Source organism: Streptomyces sp. DG2A-72, assembly GCF_030499575.1.
Lineage (GTDB): Bacteria > Actinomycetota > Actinomycetes > Streptomycetales > Streptomycetaceae > Streptomyces.
The window spans coordinates 5,231,032-5,252,010 of record NZ_JASTLC010000001.1; the positions used below are offsets into that span (position 1 = coordinate 5,231,032).

General features: G+C 72.5%; 17 protein-coding genes. 11 read left to right on the forward strand and 6 right to left on the reverse strand.

Annotation, left to right across the window (positions count from 1 at the left end):
* Nucleotides 1-65: 65 nt before the first annotated feature.
* Nucleotides 66-509: a hypothetical protein gene (locus tag QQY66_RS24930; RefSeq protein ID WP_301982543.1), complete on the reverse strand. Its 444-nt coding sequence runs from the start codon at nucleotides 507-509 to the stop codon at nucleotides 66-68.
* A 235-nt stretch (nucleotides 510-744) separates the two neighbouring features.
* On the opposite strand from QQY66_RS24930, the gene QQY66_RS24935 reads away from it, so the two are divergent.
* The 5 genes from QQY66_RS24935 (at nucleotide 745) to QQY66_RS24955 (ending at nucleotide 7,358) form a co-directional block, all read left to right on the forward strand.
* The gene (locus tag QQY66_RS24935; RefSeq protein WP_301987481.1) at nucleotides 745-1,869 is read left to right on the forward strand and encodes a PP2C family protein-serine/threonine phosphatase; all 1,125 of its coding nucleotides are present in this window, start codon (nucleotides 745-747) and stop codon (nucleotides 1,867-1,869) included.
* 68 nt (nucleotides 1,870-1,937) lie between these two features.
* Complete coding sequence (locus QQY66_RS24940; protein ID WP_301982544.1) at nucleotides 1,938-3,047, forward strand: hypothetical protein; 1,110 nt, start codon at nucleotides 1,938-1,940, stop codon at nucleotides 3,045-3,047.
* Between the two features lie 96 nt (nucleotides 3,048-3,143).
* Complete coding sequence (locus QQY66_RS24945) at nucleotides 3,144-3,512, forward strand: hypothetical protein (protein WP_301982545.1); 369 nt, start codon at nucleotides 3,144-3,146, stop codon at nucleotides 3,510-3,512.
* A gap of 4 nt (nucleotides 3,513-3,516) precedes the next feature.
* Nucleotides 3,517-6,012: a substrate-binding domain-containing protein gene (locus tag QQY66_RS24950; protein ID WP_301982546.1), complete on the forward strand. Its 2,496-nt coding sequence runs from the start codon at nucleotides 3,517-3,519 to the stop codon at nucleotides 6,010-6,012.
* The gene (locus QQY66_RS24955) at nucleotides 6,009-7,358 is read left to right on the forward strand and encodes an extracellular solute-binding protein (RefSeq protein WP_301982547.1); all 1,350 of its coding nucleotides are present in this window, start codon (nucleotides 6,009-6,011) and stop codon (nucleotides 7,356-7,358) included. The genes QQY66_RS24950 and QQY66_RS24955 overlap by 4 nt, the downstream gene beginning before the upstream one ends.
* 194 nt (nucleotides 7,359-7,552) lie before the next feature.
* Here QQY66_RS24955 and QQY66_RS24960 read toward each other — a convergent pair whose 3' ends face one another.
* Nucleotides 7,553-8,791, reverse strand: a complete 1,239-nt coding sequence (locus QQY66_RS24960) for an amidohydrolase (RefSeq protein ID WP_301982548.1) — start codon at nucleotides 8,789-8,791, stop codon at nucleotides 7,553-7,555.
* 126 nt (nucleotides 8,792-8,917) lie between these two features.
* Entirely contained in the window at nucleotides 8,918-9,697 is a 780-nt protein-coding gene (locus QQY66_RS24965) for an NPP1 family protein (RefSeq protein WP_301982549.1), read from the reverse strand.
* A gap of 391 nt (nucleotides 9,698-10,088) precedes the next feature.
* Here QQY66_RS24965 and QQY66_RS24970 point away from each other — a divergent pair, with 391 nt between their 5' ends.
* Both QQY66_RS24970 and QQY66_RS24975 read left to right on the forward strand, forming a co-directional pair.
* Complete coding sequence (locus tag QQY66_RS24970) at nucleotides 10,089-13,895, forward strand: hypothetical protein (protein ID WP_301982550.1); 3,807 nt, start codon at nucleotides 10,089-10,091, stop codon at nucleotides 13,893-13,895.
* Nucleotides 13,896-14,144: 249 nt separating this feature from the next.
* A complete protein-coding gene (locus QQY66_RS24975) occupies nucleotides 14,145-14,807 on the forward strand; it encodes a Uma2 family endonuclease (RefSeq protein WP_301982551.1) in 663 nt (220 codons plus the stop codon).
* Here QQY66_RS24975 and QQY66_RS24980 read toward each other — a convergent pair.
* A complete protein-coding gene (locus QQY66_RS24980) occupies nucleotides 14,804-14,956 on the reverse strand; it encodes a hypothetical protein (protein WP_301982552.1) in 153 nt (50 codons plus the stop codon). The genes QQY66_RS24975 and QQY66_RS24980 overlap by 4 nt on opposite strands.
* Before the next feature lie 126 nt (nucleotides 14,957-15,082).
* On the opposite strand from QQY66_RS24980, the gene QQY66_RS24985 reads away from it, so the two are divergent.
* The 4 genes from QQY66_RS24985 to QQY66_RS25000 all read left to right on the forward strand — a co-directional run bounded on the left by QQY66_RS24985 (nucleotide 15,083) and on the right by QQY66_RS25000 (nucleotide 19,129).
* Nucleotides 15,083-16,426 carry a helix-turn-helix transcriptional regulator gene (locus QQY66_RS24985; protein ID WP_301982553.1) on the forward strand — a complete coding sequence of 448 codons (1,344 nt, stop codon included), beginning with the start codon at nucleotides 15,083-15,085 and terminating at the stop codon, nucleotides 16,424-16,426.
* A gap of 72 nt (nucleotides 16,427-16,498) precedes the next feature.
* On the forward strand, nucleotides 16,499-17,506 hold the full coding sequence (locus tag QQY66_RS24990) for a permease (RefSeq protein WP_301982554.1): 1,008 nt from the start codon (nucleotides 16,499-16,501) through the stop codon (nucleotides 17,504-17,506).
* Nucleotides 17,503-18,231 carry a TIGR03943 family protein gene (locus QQY66_RS24995; RefSeq protein WP_301987482.1) on the forward strand — a complete coding sequence of 243 codons (729 nt, stop codon included), beginning with the start codon at nucleotides 17,503-17,505 and terminating at the stop codon, nucleotides 18,229-18,231. Before QQY66_RS24990 ends, QQY66_RS24995 begins: the two co-directional genes overlap by 4 nt.
* 112 nt (nucleotides 18,232-18,343) lie before the next feature.
* A complete protein-coding gene (locus QQY66_RS25000) occupies nucleotides 18,344-19,129 on the forward strand; it encodes a GAF and ANTAR domain-containing protein (RefSeq protein ID WP_367666994.1) in 786 nt (261 codons plus the stop codon).
* 29 nt (nucleotides 19,130-19,158) lie between these two features.
* On the opposite strand, the gene QQY66_RS25005 is transcribed toward QQY66_RS25000, so the two are convergent.
* Together QQY66_RS25005 and QQY66_RS25010 are read right to left on the reverse strand one after the other, a co-directional pair.
* Nucleotides 19,159-19,920 carry a hypothetical protein gene (locus QQY66_RS25005; protein WP_301982555.1) on the reverse strand — a complete coding sequence of 254 codons (762 nt, stop codon included), beginning with the start codon at nucleotides 19,918-19,920 and terminating at the stop codon, nucleotides 19,159-19,161.
* A gap of 380 nt (nucleotides 19,921-20,300) precedes the next feature.
* The gene (locus QQY66_RS25010) at nucleotides 20,301-20,972 is read right to left on the reverse strand and encodes a trans-aconitate 2-methyltransferase (RefSeq protein WP_301982556.1); all 672 of its coding nucleotides are present in this window, start codon (nucleotides 20,970-20,972) and stop codon (nucleotides 20,301-20,303) included.
* Nucleotides 20,973-20,979: the final 7 nt, after the last annotated feature.

The window sequence follows — 20,979 nt, forward strand, 5'->3', positions numbered from 1 at the left end:
AGGGAAACAGGGGAGCGCGTGGGCTCCGGCCGGCCGTGCCGGGGCCCGCGCGTGCGCAGATCGGGTCAGCGGGGGAGGGGGTTTCCCTCGGCGTCCTCGTGTGTGTAGTAGCGGTAGAAGAACACCGTGAAGATGGCGGCCGTGATGAGCAGGCTCATCACCGTGGAGCGCAGCACGCTCGCCCCCGACTGGCTGTAGAGGAACCCGAATGCCGCGCCGGCGAAGGCGGACTTCGTCATCGAGTGCAGTTCCCGCTTCAGCCGCGGGGCCAGTGTCGCCACGGCGATGCAGAGCACGATGAACGCGAGCGCGGTGGCGAAGCCGAACAGGATGTTCCAGCCGGTGATCTCGCCGCCGGAGCGCCGGTTGGCCGCGGCCCAGTAGCCGTAGACGAGCCCGAGGACCACGGGAATCGCATACCTCGCGACCTTGTGGGTGCGCTCGCTGAAGACGTCGGGTGTGGGGAGCCGCGTGGCCGGTCCCCTGGGCGTGGGTGCCGCATGAGCCATGAGAGGACTCCTCTCTTGTCGCCCCTGTCCTCCAGAGCACACCTGGGCGGGTTCTCTGGCAAGTCGGTGGGAAACCCGCTTGGCCCCGGTCCGGATGCGGCCCGCGGTCGGCCGTGCTTCGCTGGGCGTCATGAGCGGGCGCGGACTGAGGCCGGTGGGCGGTCGGCGCCCGCTCGTACGACTGCCGGACAGACTGCCGGAGGCCGTGCCCCGGGATGTGCTGCAACGCCACCAGATGCTGCGGGTCCGGGACCGGAGCGTCGCCTGGGTGCCGCCGATGCTGGTGCTCGCCGGCATCCTGATCGTCGACTGGAACACCACCCGGGACTTCCGGATCATCACCTGGATCGTGCTGGTGCCGGGTATCGCCGCCGCGATCTGCGGGGTGTGGGGCACGGCCGCGTACGCGGTGCTCGCGACCCTGGTCTACCCCGTCGCGGACAGCGCCTGGCCGAACGAGTACCAGGCCGGACCGGCCGACTTCTACCTCGTCGCCGTCGGCGGTGTGCTGGCGGTGCTGGCCTGCATGGTCCGGGTGCGCGGCGAGCGCCGCATGCTGCACATGCGGGACGTGGCCGAGACCACCCGCCGTACCGTGCTGCGTCCGCTGCCGCCGGGCTGGGGCGGCCTGGAGCATGCGGCGGTGTATCTGTCCGCCGATGTCGAGGCCCGTGTCGGCGGCGACTTCTACGACATCCAGCCCGGCCCGCACGGCACGCGCGTCCTCGTCGGCGACGTGCAGGGCAAGGGCCTGGGCGCGGTCGAGGCGGCGGCCGCGCTGCTGTGCACGTTCCGCGAGGCCGGCTACCACGAGCCGGATCTGGCGACGGTCGCCGACCGCCTGGAGGTACGGATGCTGCGGCACGGCGGACATGTCACGGCGCTCGGCCGCGACGACGGCGACCGCTTCGCCACCGCCGTCCTGCTGGGCTTCGAGGACCGGGAACCCGACGCCGTCCGGTCGGTCGTCTTCGCCCATGAGCCGCCGCTCCTCGTCGGCCCCGACGGCGTACGCTCCCTGCCGTCCGGCGACACCCTCCCCCTCGGCCTGAGCACCCTCGCCCCCGCCCAGGGCCCGCCGCCCGTCCAGCGGGTGACCCTCGCGCCCGGCGAGACGCTGCTGCTGACCACGGACGGGGTCACCGAGGCCCGTGACACCGACGGCGTCTTCTACCCGCTCGCCACCGAGGTCGCCCGCGCCGTCGCCGCCGACCCGCGCACCGTCGAACCCCGCCGTCTGGTCGCCTTCGTACGGGAGGGCGTGCTGCGGCACTGCGGGGGACGGCTGGCCGACGACACGACGGTGTTCGCCGTACGGCGGCTTGTGCCCGTTGATGCGCGGCACGGTTTGCGGTCCTGACACCCACCTTTGCAGCCGCAGCGGTTACGGTGCTGCGGTAAGTGATCGCCGGGGGATTGGGAGGGACGATGCCCGGAACCGTGCTGCTGCTGGCGGCGTCGCCGCTGGGCAAGGGGCGAATGGTGGACGCCGCGTCCGTGCTTCCCGTCCTCGCGGCCGTCCCGCCCGCCGTCCTGTCCGGCACGGACACCGCGAACGTCGTCGAACTCGCCGACCCGCTTGAGCCACAGGCCGTCCTCACCCGGCTGCGCGCCGCCGCGGGTGCCCCCGGTCCGCTCACCGTCTTCGTCACCGGTCAGCTCCAACTCGACCGCCGGCAGTACCTGCCCCACCTGGCGCTGGCGCGGACGACGCCGTCGACGGTGCGGTACACGGCGTTCCCGTGGCACTGGGTGCGGGAGGAACTGCGGCTGCGGGCGGCGGGGACCACGACCCTCGTCCTCGATCTGCACGCGGACGCGGAGACCTGGGACCATCTGCGGACCCGGCCCTTCGACTCGGGCGGCAACAACGCCGTCTACGGCCGTATCGCGCCGCCGCCTCCCCGGCGGACGGTGGCGGTGCCGTCGTACATGAAGGCCGTGGCGACGATTCTGCGCAGTGGGCACCGGCCGCCGCTGGAGCAGTTGCATCAGCTGGCGTTGAGCCGTATCGCCAATGAGGGTTCGTACGGTGACCTGGTGCTGACGCCGTCGGCGGTGCCCATGCCGGTGCCGGTGCCGCGCCCGCAGCATCCGCCGGAGGTCGCCGATCCGCACTCCGCGATCAGCGCCGCCGTGCAGGCGGAGCGGCACGACGACGCCGACGCGCTCGCCGCGCATCAGGAGCAGGCCGCGGTGCGGGCGTACGGTCCCGGTTCCGAACAGGCCCTGCACTGGGCCGAAGTCCGCGCGGATCTGGCCATGTTCGCCGGGGACCCCGTCCGCAGCTGTCGTACCTGGCTGGGCGTCGCCTCCGCCCGTCTGGCGGCCGGGCAGGCGCCGTCCGACCCGGCCGTCGAGGCCGCCGTCGACCGGGCGCACCACCAGTGGGGCCGGATCGCCGACCCGGCGCAGGCCCGCGAACTCGGCCCCACACTGGCCGACTTGAGGGCGCGGGTGCCGGGGCGTCGGCAGGGCGCGCTGGATCACATCCAGCGGCATCTGAACCAGCTCCAGACACAGAGTCGGTCCGCGTAAACAGCGCACTGAGTTCCGTTTGTGACGCATACGCACTTCAGTGCCCCGGTGACGAACCCTGGAGTGCCCGCAACCTCCCTGCCATGATGGTGAGTCATGGCTGAGGGGGATGGAGTGGCCGACCGGGACGAGCGAGCGATCCGCGTCCGGCTGGACGAGACCGCGAGCGAGGGCGACCTCGACGCGCTGCGGAAGTGGCTCGAGCGGGAACAGCCGCTCGACGAGATGGTGCGCGAAGGCAGACTGCGGATCCACGAACGGGCCCGCACGGACGAGACCGGTGCCCCGATGGGCGTCGGCATGGAGATCGTCATCCAGCTGATCGGAGCCGCCGGCGGCGCCGTCTTCCTTCAGCTGCTCAACCAGGTCGGACGGTCCGTCGATGCCTGGCGGGCCAACCGCCGCCAGGTGGAGGACGGCGAGCCGCCCACCGGCACGGTCGACCCGTTGGACGGCGACGGGTAGGCCGGTGAGCCCCAGCAAGAACCGGGCGCTGCTGGTCGGCGTGTCCACGTACGAGGACAAGGACCCGCCGCGCGGGGTGCCCGGGGACCTTCCCGCCGTCGATCACAACCTGACGATGCTCAGACGGGCGCTGCTGCGGGGCGGTGTGTTCGACGAGGCCTCGATCACGGTCTCCCGGTCGCCCTCGCAGGACGAGTTCAACGAGGCGCTGCATTCCGCCGCCGCGGAGACCGACGGGCTGCTCCTGCTGTACTTCGCCGGGCACGGCGCGACGCCCAGCTCCGGCGACCCGCTGTTCCTGCAGATGCGCAATGCGCGCGTGATCAGGGGCGGACACAGCGTCTTCCACGGTGCGGCGAAGTACGACGACGTGCAGACCGTGCTGCTCAGCAGCCCGGCCGAGCGGATCGTGGTCGTCCTCGACTGCTGCTACGCCGGCAACGCGGGCGTCGCCTGGGAGCGGGAGCACGAGTACCACAACAAGCGGCGGGTGCTGCTGCTGATGAGCGTGCAGGCCAACCATCGCATCGACGCGGGCGAGGCCACGACACCGACGCCGTTCACCGCCCAGCTCGTACAACTCCTGGAGAAGCCCGGCGAGTTGTCGTTCCGCTGGCTCTCCGGCCAGCTGCGTGAGGAGATGGCCGGGCAGAAGACCACGCGCGGTGAGCCATGGGTGCCGCAGAGCCGGGCCGAGCCCGGCGAGGACGTGCTGCTGTCCCGGAGGCCGGAGACCGGTGTCGTGCGGCCGCTGCGGAGCGGGCCACCTGCCGTGTCGCCCAGACCGTCGACCCTCCTGGACCACCTGCGCCGCCGCGCCGCCGCCCTCGGCACCCTCGTACTCACCCTCACCGCCTTCGCCTTCGGCTCCTACGGCCTGTACGCCCTCGTCGGCGGCTCCCCCGTCTGCGCGCCGCCCCTCGAACTGCGCGTCCTGACCGACCCCGACCTGGAGCCGACGTTCACCGCGGCGGCGGACGCCTATCTGACGTCGGAGGAGAACACGGACGGGGACGGGTGCCGGGTCAGCGGCATCACCGTCTACAGCGCCCGTTCCGCCGACGTGGTGACCGCGCTGCGCGAGGAGTCCGAGCCCTGGCAGGAACCCCGTGCGGAGGAGACCAACCCGCAGCGGGACATCGGGCCGCAGGCCGACATCTGGATCCCGGGCTCGCCCGCCGCCGCCCAACGGGCCGAACACGAGCGGGACACCAATGCCAAGGCCTGGCTGGAGGTGGAGCGCCAGCCCCTCGCCTACTCCCCGATCGTCCTCGCCGTACCGACCGCCCTCCCCACCGCCGACCAGCGCACCGGCCGCTCCCTCACCGAGCTGATCGACGACCTGCGTGGCCGCGCCGACCGGGCCGAAGTGCGCCGTACGGACCCGGAGTTCGCCGACTCGGCGCTGTTCGCCACGATCGGCCTGTACGGCGGCGCCGACCGTGCGCTCGACGTGGAGAAACAGCTCGACCAGCCGGGGCCTCCGTCCGACACGGCCGCGCAGCTGCTGTGCGAACTGCCCCGCGACGACGCGGTGGACGACCGCACGGCCGTCCTCGTCCCCGAGTTCCTGCTGAAGTCCGGGGTCGGCTGCGACAGCGCGCGGCGCAGCCCCCGGATCGCCGAGTACCCGGAGAACGTGCCCGGCCTTGAGCCCACGTTCGTCCGGGTGCGCTGGCAGGACGGCGACCTGGACCGGGCCGCGCGGGATGCCGCCGTGGCGGACTTCCGCTCCTGGCTCACCGACGGGCAGGGGCGGGACGCGTTCGCGCGCGCCGGTTTCCGCGAGCCCACCGGCGACCGTGTACTGCTGGACGGGAGCGGGCCCGCACCCGGCGTGCTGCCCGCGCCCAGGCCGCTGAAGGAGGCCGCCGGACTGAACGAGACGGAGACGGCGTTGCAGGCCTACCGCGCCGCCCACGGTCCCGGCCGGGTCCTCTTCCTGCTCGACAGCTCCGGCTCGATGGCCTCGCTGTGGGACGGGCCCAGTGGTGGCCCCGGTCTGCTGAAGCAGTCCCTCGGCGGACTCGGCGGCCAGGACGAGTACGGCGTGCGGGCGGTGGCGGACACGCGTGAGGGCGACCGGTACGAGACCCTGCTCCCGCTCACCACCCACGACCGCGAGGACGCCGTACGCAGGATCGACCAGGCCGGGGTCCGGCCCGGCGCCGACTCCGATCCGCACGCCGCGCTGCTCGGCGCGCTCGACGACATGGCGGGCCTCGGCGCCGACGACCGCCCCCAGCTGATCGTCTACATCACCGACAGCGGGGACCACGACCGGATGACCGGCGGGAAACTCGACGAGGTGCTGACCCGGGCGGAGTCGGCGGACGTACCGGTGGCGATGGTGTCGCTGCGCAGCGGAGCCTGCGGAGCGGGCAAGCCGGACGCCCGGATCGCCGCGGCGAGCGGCGGCCGCTGCCTGGACGCCGACGACGACATCGGCAAGGGCCTGTCCGCCGAGGTCGAACGGACGGGACTCGGGGAGGACCAGTGATCCGACGGACGGCGGCCCTGCTCGCCCTGCTGCTGGTGGCCGCCTGCACCGGCGGCGGGGACGGCACGTCCGCCGTGCCCTCCGACGACGTGGTCGGCGACATCGTGATCGCCAGTGGCCTGGACGTCACCGGCAAGAGCGGCATCCGCCAGCAGCTCATCGACGCCTGGAACGACCGGCAGGCCAAGGCGGGCACCGGGTTCAAGGCCACCCTGGTCGAACTCACCGGCAGCGCCGACGAACAGCGCAGCCAGCTCCTCGGCGCCCTCCAGTCGGGCAGCGCCACCTATGACGTGGTCAACCTGGACGTCACCTGGATACCGGAGTTCGCCGAGTCCAATCTCGTACGACAACTGCCCGACGACCTGCTCGACGACGACGTCATCGACTCCGTGGCCGACACCGCCCGCTGGGACGGCAAGGTGTACGCGGCGCCGTTCAACAGCGACGTCGGGCTGCTGTACTACCGGCGCGACCACTTGAAGGCAGCGGGCCTTGAGCAGACCGAGCTGACGGGCGACCTCAGCTGGAAGAGCCTGCTCGGCGTGATCGACTCCCTCGGTGACCCCGAGGGCTACGAGAAGGGCTGGACCACGCAGCTCGGCCCCTACGAGGGCCGCACCGTGGGCGCCGTCGAGGCGTTCGCGTCGGCGGTGGAGGACCTGGAGCTGACCGACGAGCGGGGTGAATACACCGGCGACGCCGAGACGTTGGAGAAGGGCATCCGGGAGCTGCGCGAGCGCACCCGGGCGCCGTACATCCTCCGGGACGCCTTCGACTCGAACGAGGCCGCGTCGATGGCGGACTTCGCCGCGGGCCGCACCACGTTCCTGCGGCACTGGCCGTACGCGTACGGCACCCTGCACCAGACCCTCGACGAGAGCCGGCTCGGCGTGGTCCCGCTGCCCGGCAAGGCGGTGCTCGGCGGGCAGAACCTGGCGGTGACGCAGGCCTCGCCGCGCGCGGGGAAGGCCATGGAGCTGATCGAGTTCCTCACCGGCAAGGAGAGCGAACGCTGTCTGCTGGACGCGGGGTTCGCGGCGACCCGGGAGTCGGCGTACACCGACGACACGGTCGACTGCACGGCGGCGGCCACGCCCGCGCCGTCCGCGACGGGCGAGCGCCCCGACGACATGCCCCGCGAGGAAGGCCGCCCCGCTTACGCCCGCGCCACGCTCCTCCCCGCCCTGCAGCAAGCCGTCCAACGCCCGCGCACCGCCCTGTACGGCGCCTTCACCCAGACCCTCATCGCCCAGCTGGGCCCCTTGTTCACCGAGGACCCACCGCCGGAGGAGGAGCTGGCGGAGAACCTCCACGAGGCACTGAAGAAGGCCCTGCCCGGCTGATCGACCGATGCTTCGCGGACACCTCGACGCCGGTCTCGGCGACGGCCGCCGCGGGCTTCGTGGCGCTGCTGTCGGCGGCCAATCGAGCGGGCGGATCTGGGCGACGGTCTCGGCGAGGAGGTCGTGCGGGTCCTCGCCGGGCAGGGCGCGGCGGGCCGCATCGGCTGGTCGTCGACCTCCGACCTGCCGGCTGATCAGCTCACCAGATACGCCAGCGCCCCCGCCACCAGCGTCCGCACCCCCGGCGCGACCACCGCCAGGTCGGGGGCGAAGAGCGGGCTGTGGTTGCTGGGGACCGCGTCGATTCTCGCCATGAGGTCCTCGCCCTCCGCCGTGTCCCACACCGCGGCCGGGGTGCTCGGCACGAACCAGAAGGAGTACGGCAGCCTGCCCACGGCGAGCTGCGCGAAGTCCTCGCTGCCCATCGCCGGGCCCGGGTCGAAGACGGCGGCGGAACCGAACACCTCGCGGTGCACCCCGGCGACACGGTCATGGGTCGCGGGGTCGTTCACCGTCGCCGGGAAGTCGTTGCCCAGCGTCACCTCGGGCTCGCGCGGACAGCCGGCGGCCAGGCACTCGCCCTGGGCGATACGCCGGATCGCCTCGACCATGCGGTCCCGCACCGCCGCCGACTGCGTCCGCAGGCTGAGGGAGATCCGGGCGGTGGCGGGGATGATGTTCGCCGCCGTGCCCGCCTCGATACGGCCGACGGTCAGTACGGCCGACTCGCGCGGGGCGACCTCGCGGCTGACGACGGTCTGCAACCGGGTCACCAGATAGGCGGCGGTCACCACCGGGTCGACGGTCGTCTCCGGACGCGAGCCGTGCCCGCCCCGCCCGTGCACCACGATGTCGACGTCCGTCGTGGCGGAGAGGATCAGCCCGGCATGGTGGCCGAACAGGCCCACGGGACCCGGCGCCACATGCTGGCCGAGCAGGACGTCCGGGCGCGGCACACGGTCGTAGAGCCCGTCCGCGACCATCGCCAAGGCGCCCTGGCCGGACTCCTCGGCGGGCTGGCCGACCACGATCAGCGTCCCGGACCAGGCGTCCCGTCCGGCGGCCAGCGCCTGCGCCGCGCCCGTCAGCCACGTCACGTGCATGTCATGCCCGCACGCGTGCATGACCCCGGGCGCCTGCGACGCGTACGGCAGCCCGGTCCGCTCCTCGACCGGCAGCGCGTCCATGTCGGCGCGCAGCAGCACGGTCGGGCCGTCGCCGTTGCGCAGCAGGCCGGTGACTCCGGTGCCGCCGATGCCCTCGGTCGTGTCGAATCCGGCCGCGGTGAGGCTCTTGGCGAGCCCGGCCGCCGTCCGGTGCTCGCGGTAGGCCAGTTCCGGGTGGCGGTGCAGATCGCGGTAGAGGTCATCGAGGGCGGGCAGGGGGAGGTCGGCGGTGAGGTCCAGCGTGGTGCGTGCGGCAGCAGACGTCATGGCGTCAGGGTAGGACGATCACATGTCGGGCCTGCGTATGGGAATGGCCGCCGGCGGGACGAGGGGGGAGCGTGTCCCGCCGACGGCGGTTCAGGGGGCGGTCCGTGCGCCAGAACGCTCCGTGCGTCAGAACGCGGGGACCGCGGAGGGCCGGGCCTTGTTGATGTTGCTGATGAAGTTCTTGCCCAGCTGGAAGTTGGCGCTGCCCCAGTTGGTGTCGTTCAGCCTGGACTTCAGGGTGGTGCTCAGCCTGGAGTAGTTGACCAGTCCGGGCCTGTCCCAGCCGCCGTTGCCCCAGGCCTCCGGCCTCTCGCCCCACTTGGCGAAGCGGAAGGCGTGGGTGCTCGGGCCGTCCTTGTGGTAGACGATCTCGACGTGGTTGCCGTTCATCGGCACCTGGTTGATGGGGTGGGTGCTGTAGCCGCCGTGCCGGGAGGCGGCCAGGTACCGGGGGCGCTCCTCGCCCTGCTTCTGGAAGACCACGACGGACTCCCAGTCGTGGCGGTGCCCGCACTCGATGATGCTCGTGGGGTCACACTGGTCCTTCTCGAAGTACAGCGTGTAGGCGTACGCGCACCAGCCGTTCTTGCACAGCGACTGCGCGTACGTGTTCGCCTTGCCGAGGTGGCCCGTCCGGCAGCCTCCGGTGAGCGAGCCGGACGGGTAGAGGCCCCCGTTGACGTGACCGTTCGCATCGACGGCGGCGGCCGGGAAGCAGCTGTCCGAGTCGTAGTCGAAGTACGGCATGTACTTGTTCTGGAAGGTGCTCGCGTTCCCCGGCAGCGGGTTCAGGATGCCGGCGCTCGCGCTGCCCGTCAGACCGACGGTCAGGGCGGCGGCGCTGCCCAGGACGAGGGCGGCCTTGGCGAGGCGGGACCGTCTGCGGGCCTTGGCTGTCTGCGACATGCGGGTACTCCAGTGGTGGTTCGTTCTGCCGGGAGTCCGGCGGGACGAGACCGAGACTGGAGCCCGGGGCGTTGATCGGCGGCATGTTCTGATCAGGGCGATCAATCGTCCTCGGCGTTTCGGGGGGATGTTCCTCGCGGCGTCAAAACCCGTCCCCCTCGCACCGCTCGCCGTTCACCTCCCGTTCCCCCGCGGCCCCCACATCGCCGTTCCAAGAACCCCGAGGTCAACCGCGTCATCAATGTCGTGGGCTGAAGGGGTTGATGGACATCACATGCCGCATCGCCTGTATGTCACCCGCGGGCCACCTGGCCGTTACCGGGCGGCTTGTACGTTCGTCGCGCTCGATGTCGCTTTCGCCAGCTATTTCGCGACCTATAGGGAGGTGCGCATGGGGCGCCCGGAAAGACCGCTTGACCCGACGGCCGGTCCCGTGCCGCGGCTCGCGCACGAGCTGCGGAAGCTGCGCAGCGACGCGGGGAGCCCCTCGTACCGGGCGATGGCCGAGGCAGCGGGCTTCTCCGCGACAACGCTGTCACAGGCCGCGGCGGGCGAACGGCTGCCGTCCCTCGCCGTCGTCCAGGGCTATGTACGGGCCTGCGGCGGCGACCCGGACGAGTGGGAGGCGCGGTGGAAGGACGCAGAGGCGGAGGTGGCGGGGGAGGTCCGCGAGGACGACGACGAGGACGGGGCGCCGCCGTACCGGGGCCTCGCCCGTTTCGAGCCGGCCGACCAGGGGCTGTTCTTCGGCCGGGACCGTCTCACGGAGGACCTGCTCCAGCTGGTGTGCGGGCACCGGTTCGCCGCCGTGTTCGGCGCGTCCGGCAGCGGGAAGTCGTCGCTGCTGCGGGCCGGACTGATACCCCGGCTCCAGAAGGAGATCGCGGAGCGGGGGCGTCCGGCGGTGCTGCGGGTGCTGACGCCCGGCGACCGGCCGGCCGCCATGTACGGCCATCTGCTGGCCCCGGCGGCGGACGAGCCGGAGAGCTGGGTGGTGGTGGACCAGTTCGAGGAGGTCTTCACCCTGTGCCGGGACCGGGCGGAGCGGGCCCGGTTCATCGACCTGCTGCTCGCCGCGCGGGACCCCGGCAGCCGGCTGCGGGTGCTCATCGCCGTACGGGCCGACTTCTACCCCCGCTGTGGCGAGCACCGTGGCCTGGCGGACACGCTGTGCGGCGCCGGACTGCTGGTCGGCCCGATGACCGCCGACGAACTGCGCGAGGCGGTCGTCAAGCCGGCGCAGGAGGCCGGGCTCCTGGTGGAGCGGGAGCTGACCGCGCGGATCGTGGAGGAGGTCCTCGACGAGCCCGGCGGGCTGCCGATGCTCTCGCACGCCCTGCTGGAGACCTGGCGTCGGCGCAAGGGCCGGGTGCTCACCCTGGCCGCGTACCAGGCGGCCGGCGGAGTGCGCTGCGCCATCGCGGCGAGCGCCGAGGAGGCGTACGGGCAGCTGACCGAGAGCCAGGCGGACGCGGCCCGGCGTCTGCTGCTGCGGATGGTCGAGCCCGGCCAGGGCACCCCGGACACCCGTCGCCCGCTCAGCCGGGCCGAGCGGGAGGAATGGGCGTGTCCCGACGTGCCGGCGGTGGTGGAGCGGCTGGCCCGCGCCCGCCTGCTGACCGTCGACGAGGATGCCGTCCAGCTCGCCCACGAGGCGCTGATCACCAGCTGGCCGCGGCTGCGCGGCTGGATCGAGGAGGACCGGGAGCGGCTGCGCCACCACCGTCGGCTGACCGAGGCCGCCCGGGTCTGGCTGGAGCACGAGCGCGACCCCGGCGCCCTGTACCGGGGCACCCGCCTGGACCGGGTGGCGGAGCTGTTCCCCGGCCACGAGGACGACCGCTCCCTGACCGTGCCGGAACGCGAGTTCCTCTGCGCCGCGCTGGCCGCCCGCGAGGCGGAGCGCCGGGCCGCCGCCCGCTCCACGCGCCGGGCGCGGGCCGGGGTGGGCGTACTGGCGGCGGTCCTCGCGGTGGCGCTGGTCGCCAGTCTGACCGCGTGGACGCAGGGCCGGGACAACGAGCGCCGCCGCACCGACGACGCGGCCCGCCGCATCGCCGCCGTCGCGGACGCCCTGCGCACGACCGAACCCCGGACCGCGCAGCTCCTGGGCGTGGCCGCCTGGCAGGTGGCCGAGCTGCCGGAGACCCGGCGGGCGCTGCTGGGCTCGCTCGGCCAGCGGGAACTGGACACCTTCAGCGACCCGGCTCCTGGGGACGGCCCCTCCCGCTACCTGACGGACTCCGGCCGCACGCTGCTCAGCGTCGAGGGGCGCACCTGGCGGACCTGGGACGTGGCGCGGCACCGGCGCATCGCCGAGGGGCGGCTGCCGGAGGGCGGCAGTGCGGTCGGGGCGAGTCCGGACGGGCGGCTGCTGGCGATCCAGGGGGACGACGGGGGCGACGGGGTACGGCTGTGGGACACGGCGGCCGGACGCTGGTTCGGTGACCGGCTGCCGGGCTCGGCCTTCGTGGACTTCGCCGAGCGCACGTACGTCGTGGGCGGTCTGGACGACGTCCGGGTGCGGGTGCACTCGGCCGCGGACGGAAAGCCGCTGTTCGAGACCGAGTCGACGAGCACGGCCACGGTGGCTCCGAGCGCCGACGGACGGCTCCTCGCGCTCTGCCCCGCCGGGGACGGCCCCGTGCAGGTGCGGGACCTGACGGACCGGAGCACGGTGCACGGGCGCTGGGAACGCGTGGGCGACATCTGCGGCCAGGAGTACGCGCAGCTGGTGCTCGGCGGTGGCGAGCGAAGCGAGATGGGGGTCCCCCCGTCCGAAGGCTGGGGGAGGCTCGCCGCGGTGGTCCCGAGCGGTGTGCGGGTCTGGGACGTCCGGTCGGGGGAGCAGCTGGCCGACATCTCCCACACGGGCGTGAGGTACGCCGCCTTCAGCAAGGACGGGAACTTCCTGGCGACCGCCGACGGGGAGGAGATCAGGGTGTGGCGGATGGACGTCGACGCCCCGGTGTTCCGCCACTCCCTCAACAACCAGCACCTTCACGGCGGTCTCGCCTGGGACCCCGAGCGCCCGGTGCTGCGCTACCTGGAGGGCGGCACCGTCCACTCCCTGGACGTCGCGGGCGCGATGACCTCCGCCTGGCAGGACCAGCCGCTGGACAAGGTGCTGATGAGCCCGGACGGCCGCACCCTGGCCACCGTCCGCCGCACCGGCGACACCTACCGCTTCGAGCTGCGCGACACCCGCGACAATCGGCTTCTGAGGACGCTGCCGGCCACGCCGCTCCCCGGCTCCCGCGACCCCTCCCGGCGGCGGGTGCTCCCGGAGGACACCCTCCCGCTCCTGGCCTTCTCCCCCGACGGCAAGGCGTTCGCGTACGCCGTCTCGGCGCCCGGTCACGAAGCGTCCCCGCAGCGCCTCACGATCTGGGACGTCCCTCAGGGCCGGGCCCGCACCACGCTCGACCTCACGACGAAGACATCGGCCGGGGCGGTGATCACGATCGCCCTCGGCCCGGACGCCCGCACGCTCCAGCTCACCCGTACCCCCGCCGTCGGCGAGCTGAGCAACGAGACCTGGGACCTCGCCCGTCACCGCCGGACGGCGGTACTCACCGGCCTGTCCAGCAGCCATCTGGCCGTTCGCCCCGACGGCGGGCTCCTGGCCGGCGACAACCGCACGGCGGCCCTGCCCGGCGGCAGGTCCACCCCACGCGACCTGGTCAAGGGCGACGAGATCAGCGCCCTCGCCTTCGCCCCGGACGGTTCGCGGCTCATGGCGGGGGACCAGACGGGCCGGGTGGCGCTGTGGGACGGAGAGGTCCGGCAGCGGGAGGGGACCCTGCCCAACGTCTTCCCCGCGCTCCCGGAGGGCATGGCCGACGCGATCATCGACGACACCTCCGAGGCCGTCAGCGCCCTCGCCGTCAGCGCCGACGGCCGCACGCTCGCGGTGGGCGGCGAGGCGGGAAGTCTGCAGCTGTGGGACATCGCCACCCACCAGCCGCTCGGCGGACCGCTGACCACACCCGGCGACGGGATCGACACGGTGGCGTTCGACGCGGACAGCGGCACGTTGTACGCGGGAAGCGCGCATGTGCCCCTCCAGCGCTACACGATCGACCCGTCGAAGGCGGTCGAGTCGGTCTGCGCCCGGACGGGAGGGAACGGGCTGACGCGGACGGAGTGGCGGACGTACGTGACCGACGTGCCGTATCGCAAGGTGTGCGGGGACTGACCCGTCCGGCATCGGCTCGCCTGGTCAGGGGCGATTGATTGACGTGATGGAGAGGCTGGCCGATCAACTCCCGGCCCGCGACGATCGACCCGTCGCTGCCCCGGTCCGAATCCCCCCCTCGGCCGGGGCAGTGGCGGTGGGCCCGCGAGGAAACGTAACAGCACACTCGTTCGGGTGATCGGCTCCGGATTCCCTGTGCGGGCTCGGCGTCTACCCTGGGAGGGTCGCGTCGAGCGGAGGAGGTCTGTCATGGCGACGGCGGAGCCGATCATCATGCCGGGGTATCAGGGCGAGGCCATTCACGGGCCGTACGACGACCCTGACAGCGACAGCGACAGCGACGCGGACAGTGGCGTGCCCGACAACTCGGACACGAGCGTAGAAGCGGCCTTCGAGCGCATCAGTGCGGCAGCCCCCCTGGGCTGGCGCGTGGAGCTGGTCGAAGGGGAGATCTGCGTGACGCCGCCCGCCAATGGGGAGCACGAGGAATTCGTGTCGGAGCTCAACCGGCAGATCATCCGGAAGGACCCCGATGACTTCCTGTTCACCTACACGGGCATCGGTCTCAACGTTCCCGGGGCATCCAAGACCGGTCACGTCGAGCCGGACCTGGTGATCGCCCCGAAGGGCAGTTTCGACGACCAGGAGGAGTGGCACGACCCGTCCAGTGTCCTCCTCGTCGCCGAGGTCACCTCCAAGAGCACCGCCGATCGCGACCGCCACAAGAAGATCCGCGGCTACGCCCGCGCCGGCATCCCCGTCTACCTGCTGATCGACCGCCAAACAGCGGAGGTCACTGTCTACTCCGAGCCCACTGGCGACGAATACACCCAGGACCCCAAGTACAAGCTCGGCCTCGCCGTGCCGCTCCCCGAGCCCCTCGGGTTCGAGCTGGACACCGCGGAGTTCTAGAACTCCTGCTGAATCTGCTGCTGTGCCGGTTCAGGTTCCGCCGCCCTCGTCGGCCCCGCGTTCGCGGCCAGCAGCAGGGTCGCTACGGCGATGACGGCGGCGGCGATGCTTCGGGCGTAACGCTGGGTGGGGCTGGTGCGATCGAGCACGGCGACCTCGCAGCGGCGGTGTGTTGAGGAGTGTATTAAGCGGGTCTCCTACGCGCGTTTAATCCGCCGTTTAACCTAAAGGCTGCGCTTGCCGAACGGCAAGAGGGGCCAGGGGAGTTGGGCGGAATGCCGGAGCGGGACGACCCGGAGACCATCGGGCGCCGGGTGCAGCGGCTGCGGGTCGAGCGGGGGCTGACGCAGCGGCAGTTGGCCGAGCCCGCGTATACGCCCGCTTATGTGTCCACCCTTGAGGCCGGACGGGTGCGGCCCTCCGACGACGCGCTGCGGCATCTCGCCGAGCGGCTCGGCGTCGGCTTTGATGAGCTGGCCATCGGGCGGTCCGCCCGGCTCGTCACCGAGCTTCGGCTCAAGCTCACCGGCGCCCAGCGCACCCTCGCCACCGGCGGGACCGAGGCCGCCGCCCACGGGTTCAGGACGGTGCTGGACGAGGCCGAGCCGCACGGGCTGGCGGAGGAACAGGCCGCCGCGCTGCTGGGGCTGGGGGAATGCGGGATCCAGACCGGCGAGCTGGTCGAGGCGCGCAAGTGCTTCGAGCGCGCCGAGGAGACCCTTGCCGACGCACCGCTGCCCGCCCGTGTCCCGGCGATCCGCGGCCGGGCCGTCGCGCACTACCTCGCCGGTGAACTGCGGTACGCCGTCTACCTGTTGGAGTCCACCCTCGACGAGCTGAACCGGGGCGGCCTGCACGACCCGGACGCCCTGCTGCTGCTCTACGCCTCCGCCATCGGGCCGTACATGGACATGGGCGCCCATGCCCGCGCCGCCCAGGCCGCCGAGTTCGCTCTCGCGCTCGCCCCGAGCGCGGGCGACCCGGCACTGGTGGCCCGTATGCACCGGTCGGTCGCCCGCACCCTGCTCGCCGAAGGGCGGCTCGCCGAGGCCGATGCCTCGCTGGCCAAGGCGGCCGAGCTGTACCGGCAGCTGCAGATCCGCACCGAACTCGCCAACTGCCATTGGATGCGCGGGTATGTGTGCGCACAGAACGGTGAACTGGAGCGCGCCGAGGACGAGTTGAGGGCCGCCCTCGACATGCTCTCCGCCAAGCGCGCCGCCCTCTACAGCAGCCAGGTCGCGGTCGAGCTGGCCGACGTACTCCACCGCAGGGGGAAGTCCGAGGAGGCGGCGGCCCTCCTGAACGGGGTCCTCGGTGATCTGTCCTCCGAGCGCGGCGCCGTCCACGCCGCCGCCGCGCACCGGCTGCTCGGGATCATCGCCGAGGACACCGGGGACACGGACGATGCCGAGGAGCACTACGTACGCGCGCTCAGCCTGCTGGAACGGGCCGGGGCCGCCGGTGATCTCGCCGACCTGTGCCGGCTGCTCGGCGATCTGCTGCGGCGGACCGGGCGCGTGGAGGCGGCCCTGGACGCGTACCGGACGGGGCTGGGACACCGTACGGCCCCCGGCACCACCACCCTCGGACCCGCACCCGCACAGCCCCCTCTTTGAGAAAGTCCGGGCCGGGCACAGGGGCTGCGGTTTAGCCTGCGCGGGGAACAAGGGACGACCAGGGCGAGGCGCGTGGAGAACCAACGGACTGTGGCCGACGGCCTGCGGCTCGCCGTTCGAACCCTCGTGTACGCCGTGCTCGGCGGCGCCGCGCTCATCGCCATCGCCGCCGTCGTCTCCGTGCTCGGGCCGATGGTGGCCCTCGACCTCTACACCCCGCCCGTCGCCGCCTGGTGGACCGTCTTCACCGCCGTCGCCGTCCAGGGTGTGCCCTTCCTGCTCCTCGGGACTGTCGTCTCGGCGGCGATCGGTGCCTTCGTACCGGAGAAGGTCTTCAGCCGCCTGCTGCCGAAGAACCAGGCCCTCGCCGTGCCGGTGGCAGGTGCGGCGGGCGTCGTGCTGCCGGGGTGCGAGTGCGCGTCCGTGCCGGTGGCGGGGAGCCTGATGAGGAGAGGGGTTGCCCCCGCTGCCGCGCTCGCCTTCCTGCTCTCCGCGCCCGCGATCAACCCCGTCGTCCTCGTCGCCACCTCCATCGCCTTCCCGGGGCAGCCGATGATGGTCCTCGGGCGGCTCGTCGCCTCGCTCGCGACCGCCGTCGTCATGGGCTGGCTGTGGGTGCGCTTCGGCAAGGAGGAGTGGCTGCGGCTGCCCAAGGGCCGTACGACGCCGAACGCCACGACCGGGCTGCGCGGCTTCGCCTCCGGGCTCCAGCACGACTTCCTGCACGCGGGCGGCTTCCTCGTCCTGGGCGCGGCTGCCGCGGCGACCTTCAACATCGCCGTCCCGCGCTCCGTCCTGGACGTCTTCACCGGGTCCGCCTGGCTGTCGGTGCTGCTGCTGGCCGTCCTCGCGGTCGTGCTGTGCGTGTGCAGCGAGGCCGACGCGTTCGTCGCGGCCTCGCTGACCGGTTTCTCGCCGACCGCGCGGCTGGCGTTCATGGTGGTGGGCCCGATGGTCGACCTGAAGCTGATGGCGTTGCAGGCGGGGACCTTCGGGCGGGGCTTCGCGCTGCGGTTCTCGTCCGTGACCTGGGTGGTGGCCGTGGTGAGCAGCGTGCTGGTGGGGTGGTGGCTGCTGTGAGGCGCTACGGCCCGGCGATCCTGCTCCTTCTGACCGGCGCCGCGATCCTGCGGATCTCGCTGTTCAGCGAGCTGTACCTGCGGTATGTGCAGTCGGGGCTACGGCCGTATCTGGTCGTGTCCGGGGCGGTGCTGGTGCTGCTGGGGGCGGCGGCGGGGGTCGTGCGGTGGCGGGGGCGGCACGCGGACGAAGAGTACGAGGAAGGCCATGGGCATGCGCATCCTGGGCCCCGGCCGGCCTGGCTGCTCGCCCTTCCCGCCCTCGCCCTCCTCCTCTTCCCTCCCCCGGCACTCGGGTCCTACAGCGCCGGGCGTGAGGCGGCGCAGCGGGCGGCTCAAGGGGTCGGGACCTTTCCCGCGCTGCCCTCCGGGGACCCGGTGCGGCTGACGCTCGCCGAGTTCAGCTCCAGGGCGATCTACGACAGCGGACGCTCACTGAAGGGCCGTACCGTCCGCATGACCGGCTTCGTCACCCAGGACGACGACGGCACCTGGTACGTCACCCGCCTCTACGTCACCTGCTGCGCCGCCGACGCCACCACCAGCAAGATCGAGATCCGGGGCAATGCTTCTTCTGGGCATCCGCCGACCGACGCGTGGGTCACGGTCACCGGCACCTGGCGTCCGAAGGGCGAGCTGGGCAGCGACGCGGCCTGGCCGCCGGTGCTGGACGCCGGGTCGGTGGTGCGGGTGAAGCAGCCTTTGGATCCGTACGAGAAGCGGTAGGCGGGCGTTTCGGGCCAGGTCCCTCGGGTAGTCGGGCGGCGTCCGGGACGGACGGTCCTGTGGACCGCCCCGGACGCAGAGACCATGCAGGCCGCACCGTATGGAGGAGGCGGTGACCGTGCGGCCCAGGGACGAGCGGCACGGCCGTTCCGCCGGCGGTGAGGGTCCCCGGCAACGTGATCCCACCGCCCGTGTGATCGGCGAGGAGGTGCGGGGCGCCCGGCCGGCGGAGATACCGGAGCGGCTGTGCGCGGTCGCGGTCCGGCTGGTGGACGTGACCGGGGCGACCGTTTCGCTGCACGGCGGCGGGATGCCCGTACAGCTGTGTGCGAGTGACGAGCTGGCGGAGCGGCTCACGGAGATCCAGGCGACGCTGGGCGAGGGGCCCTGCCTTGCCGCCGCGCAGGACGGGGTGGCGGTGTTCGCCGAGGATCTGGCGGGCGAGGAGGGTGCGCGGCGCTGGCCGGTGTTCGCGATGGAGGCCACGGCGGTGGGGATACGGGCGGCGTACGCGGTGCCGCTGGGCGGTGAGGACGGCGGAGCCGGGCCGGAGGGGCTGGAGTGCCTGGGCACGCTGGACCTGTATCGCCGGGAGCCCGGCGCGCTCGGCGCGCGTGACCTGCGGACCGCTCGGCTCGTCGCCGGGGTCATGACGGTGGCGTTGATGGCCCTGCCGCGCGAGGAGGAGGGTGTGCTCGACCCGGGGCGGTGGCTCAGCGGCCTCGCGACCGAGCACGACGAGATCTACCAGGCCACCGGGATGATCATGGCTCAGCTGGGGGTCGGGGCGGACGAGGCGATGGCGCGGTTGCGGGGTCGGGCGTTCGCGGAGGAGCGGACCGCGGTGGATGTGGCGCGGGATGTGGTGGCGCAGCGGGCGAGGTTCGACCGGGACTGAGCCGCAAGCGTTGCCGCCGCTGCTCGTCCTCAGACCTCCGCACGGCCCCGCTTGCGGACCTCGGCGAGGCGTGTGGCGCCCAGTTCCGCGACGCCCTGGGTGACCTCGGCCGATACCTCGCCGATGCCGCCGTTGGTGAGCGCGAGCGCGTCGGCGCCCACGCGGACGGCGGCGACGTCGAGGATGAGGGTGAACTCGCCCTCCGCGGATTCTCCGGTGAGCGTGAGCCGGACCGCCTCGCGGGCGTCGCCGACGTCGGGCAGTTCCAGACCGCTGACCTGGCCTTCGCGTACGGCGCCCTGTGCGGTCGTCGCGGTGAACGTGGCGCACCTCCTCGGCAGCGACCTCAGCCAGGCGAGCGTGCTCTCCACCTCCGCCGGGCGCTGAGTGACGACCTGATAGCGCAGCTGCGCCCCGTCCCAGGCGTCGTCCAGGGCGACGACGGCTCGCGTCCCCGTGGCCGTGCCGAAGAGTTCGTCCGTGTAGACGGTGTCCAGCAGCCGCTGACACTCCGCCGGGCGTGCTGCCGCCTTGAGCAGCCCGTCCCGCCAGGTGGCGGCCCCTTCCGTGGGCATCCAGGGGTCTCCGAGGTCGGTTTCGGTGATGAGTGCGGCTTCTGTCTGGGCTCTGGTGAGGGAGGGGGCGGCTGCGGGTGACGGTGACTGTGCGGGGGTGGGGGTGCTGGGCCGTTCGGCTGCGGAGGGCGTTTCCGGCCAGTCGACCGAGCATGCGGTCGCCGCGGTCAGGAGGGCGGAGGCAAGGACGAGGGGGACGGCCGGAGTGCGGGGCATCGACGGGGCTCCTGGGGTGCCGGGGCAGGGGCGTGTCTCCTACGGCACCACTGGGATCGGGGGGCCACCAGCGCGCCGGGCCGTCCGGGTGAGCAGGGCACCCGGCGTGGGGGCTGGGCGGGGGGTGGGTCGCGCAGCCCGGCGCTTACGGGGTGCCGCCTGCGCCCATCCGTGCCGCCCTAGGCGGCACGGATGCCCGCAGCTGGGCGGGACGTGGTGCGCGCAGCTTGACGGGACGTGGTGCCCGCAGCTTGGCGGGACGGCTGCTGGCTCGTCGCTTGTCGGCGCCGGTGCAGGCAATCTCAGTCCGTCCGGCGTTTGAGTACGAGGCCGTTCAGGCCGAAGCGGGGGCCTGAGGGACGGCCGGGTTCGGCTGTGCTTCAGATGCGTACAGCCCGGACATGAAGTGTCCCCAGATCCCCAGCATGCGGGGCCGGAAGGATGACCGCCGACACGTCCATGAAGCCGTAGTTGAGCAGGATTCCCGTCCACATCTGAGGCGTATAGGCCCAGCGGCGCAGGATCGGCGGGGCACCCGCGAAGCGTCCCTTGTACGCCCCTTGGGCCCCGTAGCAGCCATCGATGGCCGGCGCGTGGGAGAACGCCAGGACTCCTCCCGGGTTCAGATGATCGTGTACGAGGGGCAGCGAGACGGCGGGGTCGGTGAACCAGAGGGCGCCGAAGATCGAGAACACGGCGTCGTACCGGTCCTCGGTCTTGCCCAGGAACTCGGTCGCTTCCATCTGGACGAAGTGCAGGCGTTCTACATCTCCCCATTTCGCGCGGGCTCTGGAGAGCTGGACGTCCGACAGGTCCAGCCCGACGGAGGTCACTCCGCGGCTAGCGAGGTGTGCGATGTTGCGGCCGGAGCCGCAGCCCAGTTCCAGGGCGCGTTCGGGCATGCCGAAGCCTTGACGGCACAAGATCTCCTCATCGGGGCCATGCTCCGGGTACTGGGTCCAGTTGAACCACGTGCGTTCTCCGGCAGCGTTGGTCTCGCGAGGCGATGGCTTGGTCTGGGCGTAGTCGCCCCAGAACTGGGCTGTGGTCATGTGGTCC

Excerpts from the sequence above, each read along its gene's own strand:
- QQY66_RS25005 (WP_301982555.1), bottom strand. The coding sequence starts at position 19,920 with ATGCCCCGCACTCCGGCCGTCCCCCTCGTCCTTGCCTCCGCCCTCCTG.
- QQY66_RS24940 (WP_301982544.1), top strand. The coding sequence starts at position 1,938 with ATGCCCGGAACCGTGCTGCTGCTGGCGGCGTCGCCGCTGGGCAAGGGG.
- QQY66_RS24985 (WP_301982553.1), top strand. The coding sequence starts at position 15,083 with ATGCCGGAGCGGGACGACCCGGAGACCATCGGGCGCCGGGTGCAGCGG.
- QQY66_RS24975 (WP_301982551.1), top strand. The coding sequence starts at position 14,145 with ATGGCGACGGCGGAGCCGATCATCATGCCGGGGTATCAGGGCGAGGCC.
- QQY66_RS24965 (WP_301982549.1), bottom strand. The coding sequence starts at position 9,697 with ATGTCGCAGACAGCCAAGGCCCGCAGACGGTCCCGCCTCGCCAAGGCC.
- QQY66_RS24970 (WP_301982550.1), top strand. The coding sequence starts at position 10,089 with ATGGGGCGCCCGGAAAGACCGCTTGACCCGACGGCCGGTCCCGTGCCG.
- QQY66_RS24930 (WP_301982543.1), bottom strand. The coding sequence starts at position 509 with ATGGCTCATGCGGCACCCACGCCCAGGGGACCGGCCACGCGGCTCCCC.
- QQY66_RS24945 (WP_301982545.1), top strand. The coding sequence starts at position 3,144 with ATGGCTGAGGGGGATGGAGTGGCCGACCGGGACGAGCGAGCGATCCGC.
- QQY66_RS25010 (WP_301982556.1), bottom strand. The coding sequence starts at position 20,972 with ATGACCACAGCCCAGTTCTGGGGCGACTACGCCCAGACCAAGCCATCG.
- QQY66_RS24960 (WP_301982548.1), bottom strand. The coding sequence starts at position 8,791 with ATGACGTCTGCTGCCGCACGCACCACGCTGGACCTCACCGCCGACCTC.
- QQY66_RS24935 (WP_301987481.1), top strand. The coding sequence starts at position 745 with ATGCTGCGGGTCCGGGACCGGAGCGTCGCCTGGGTGCCGCCGATGCTG.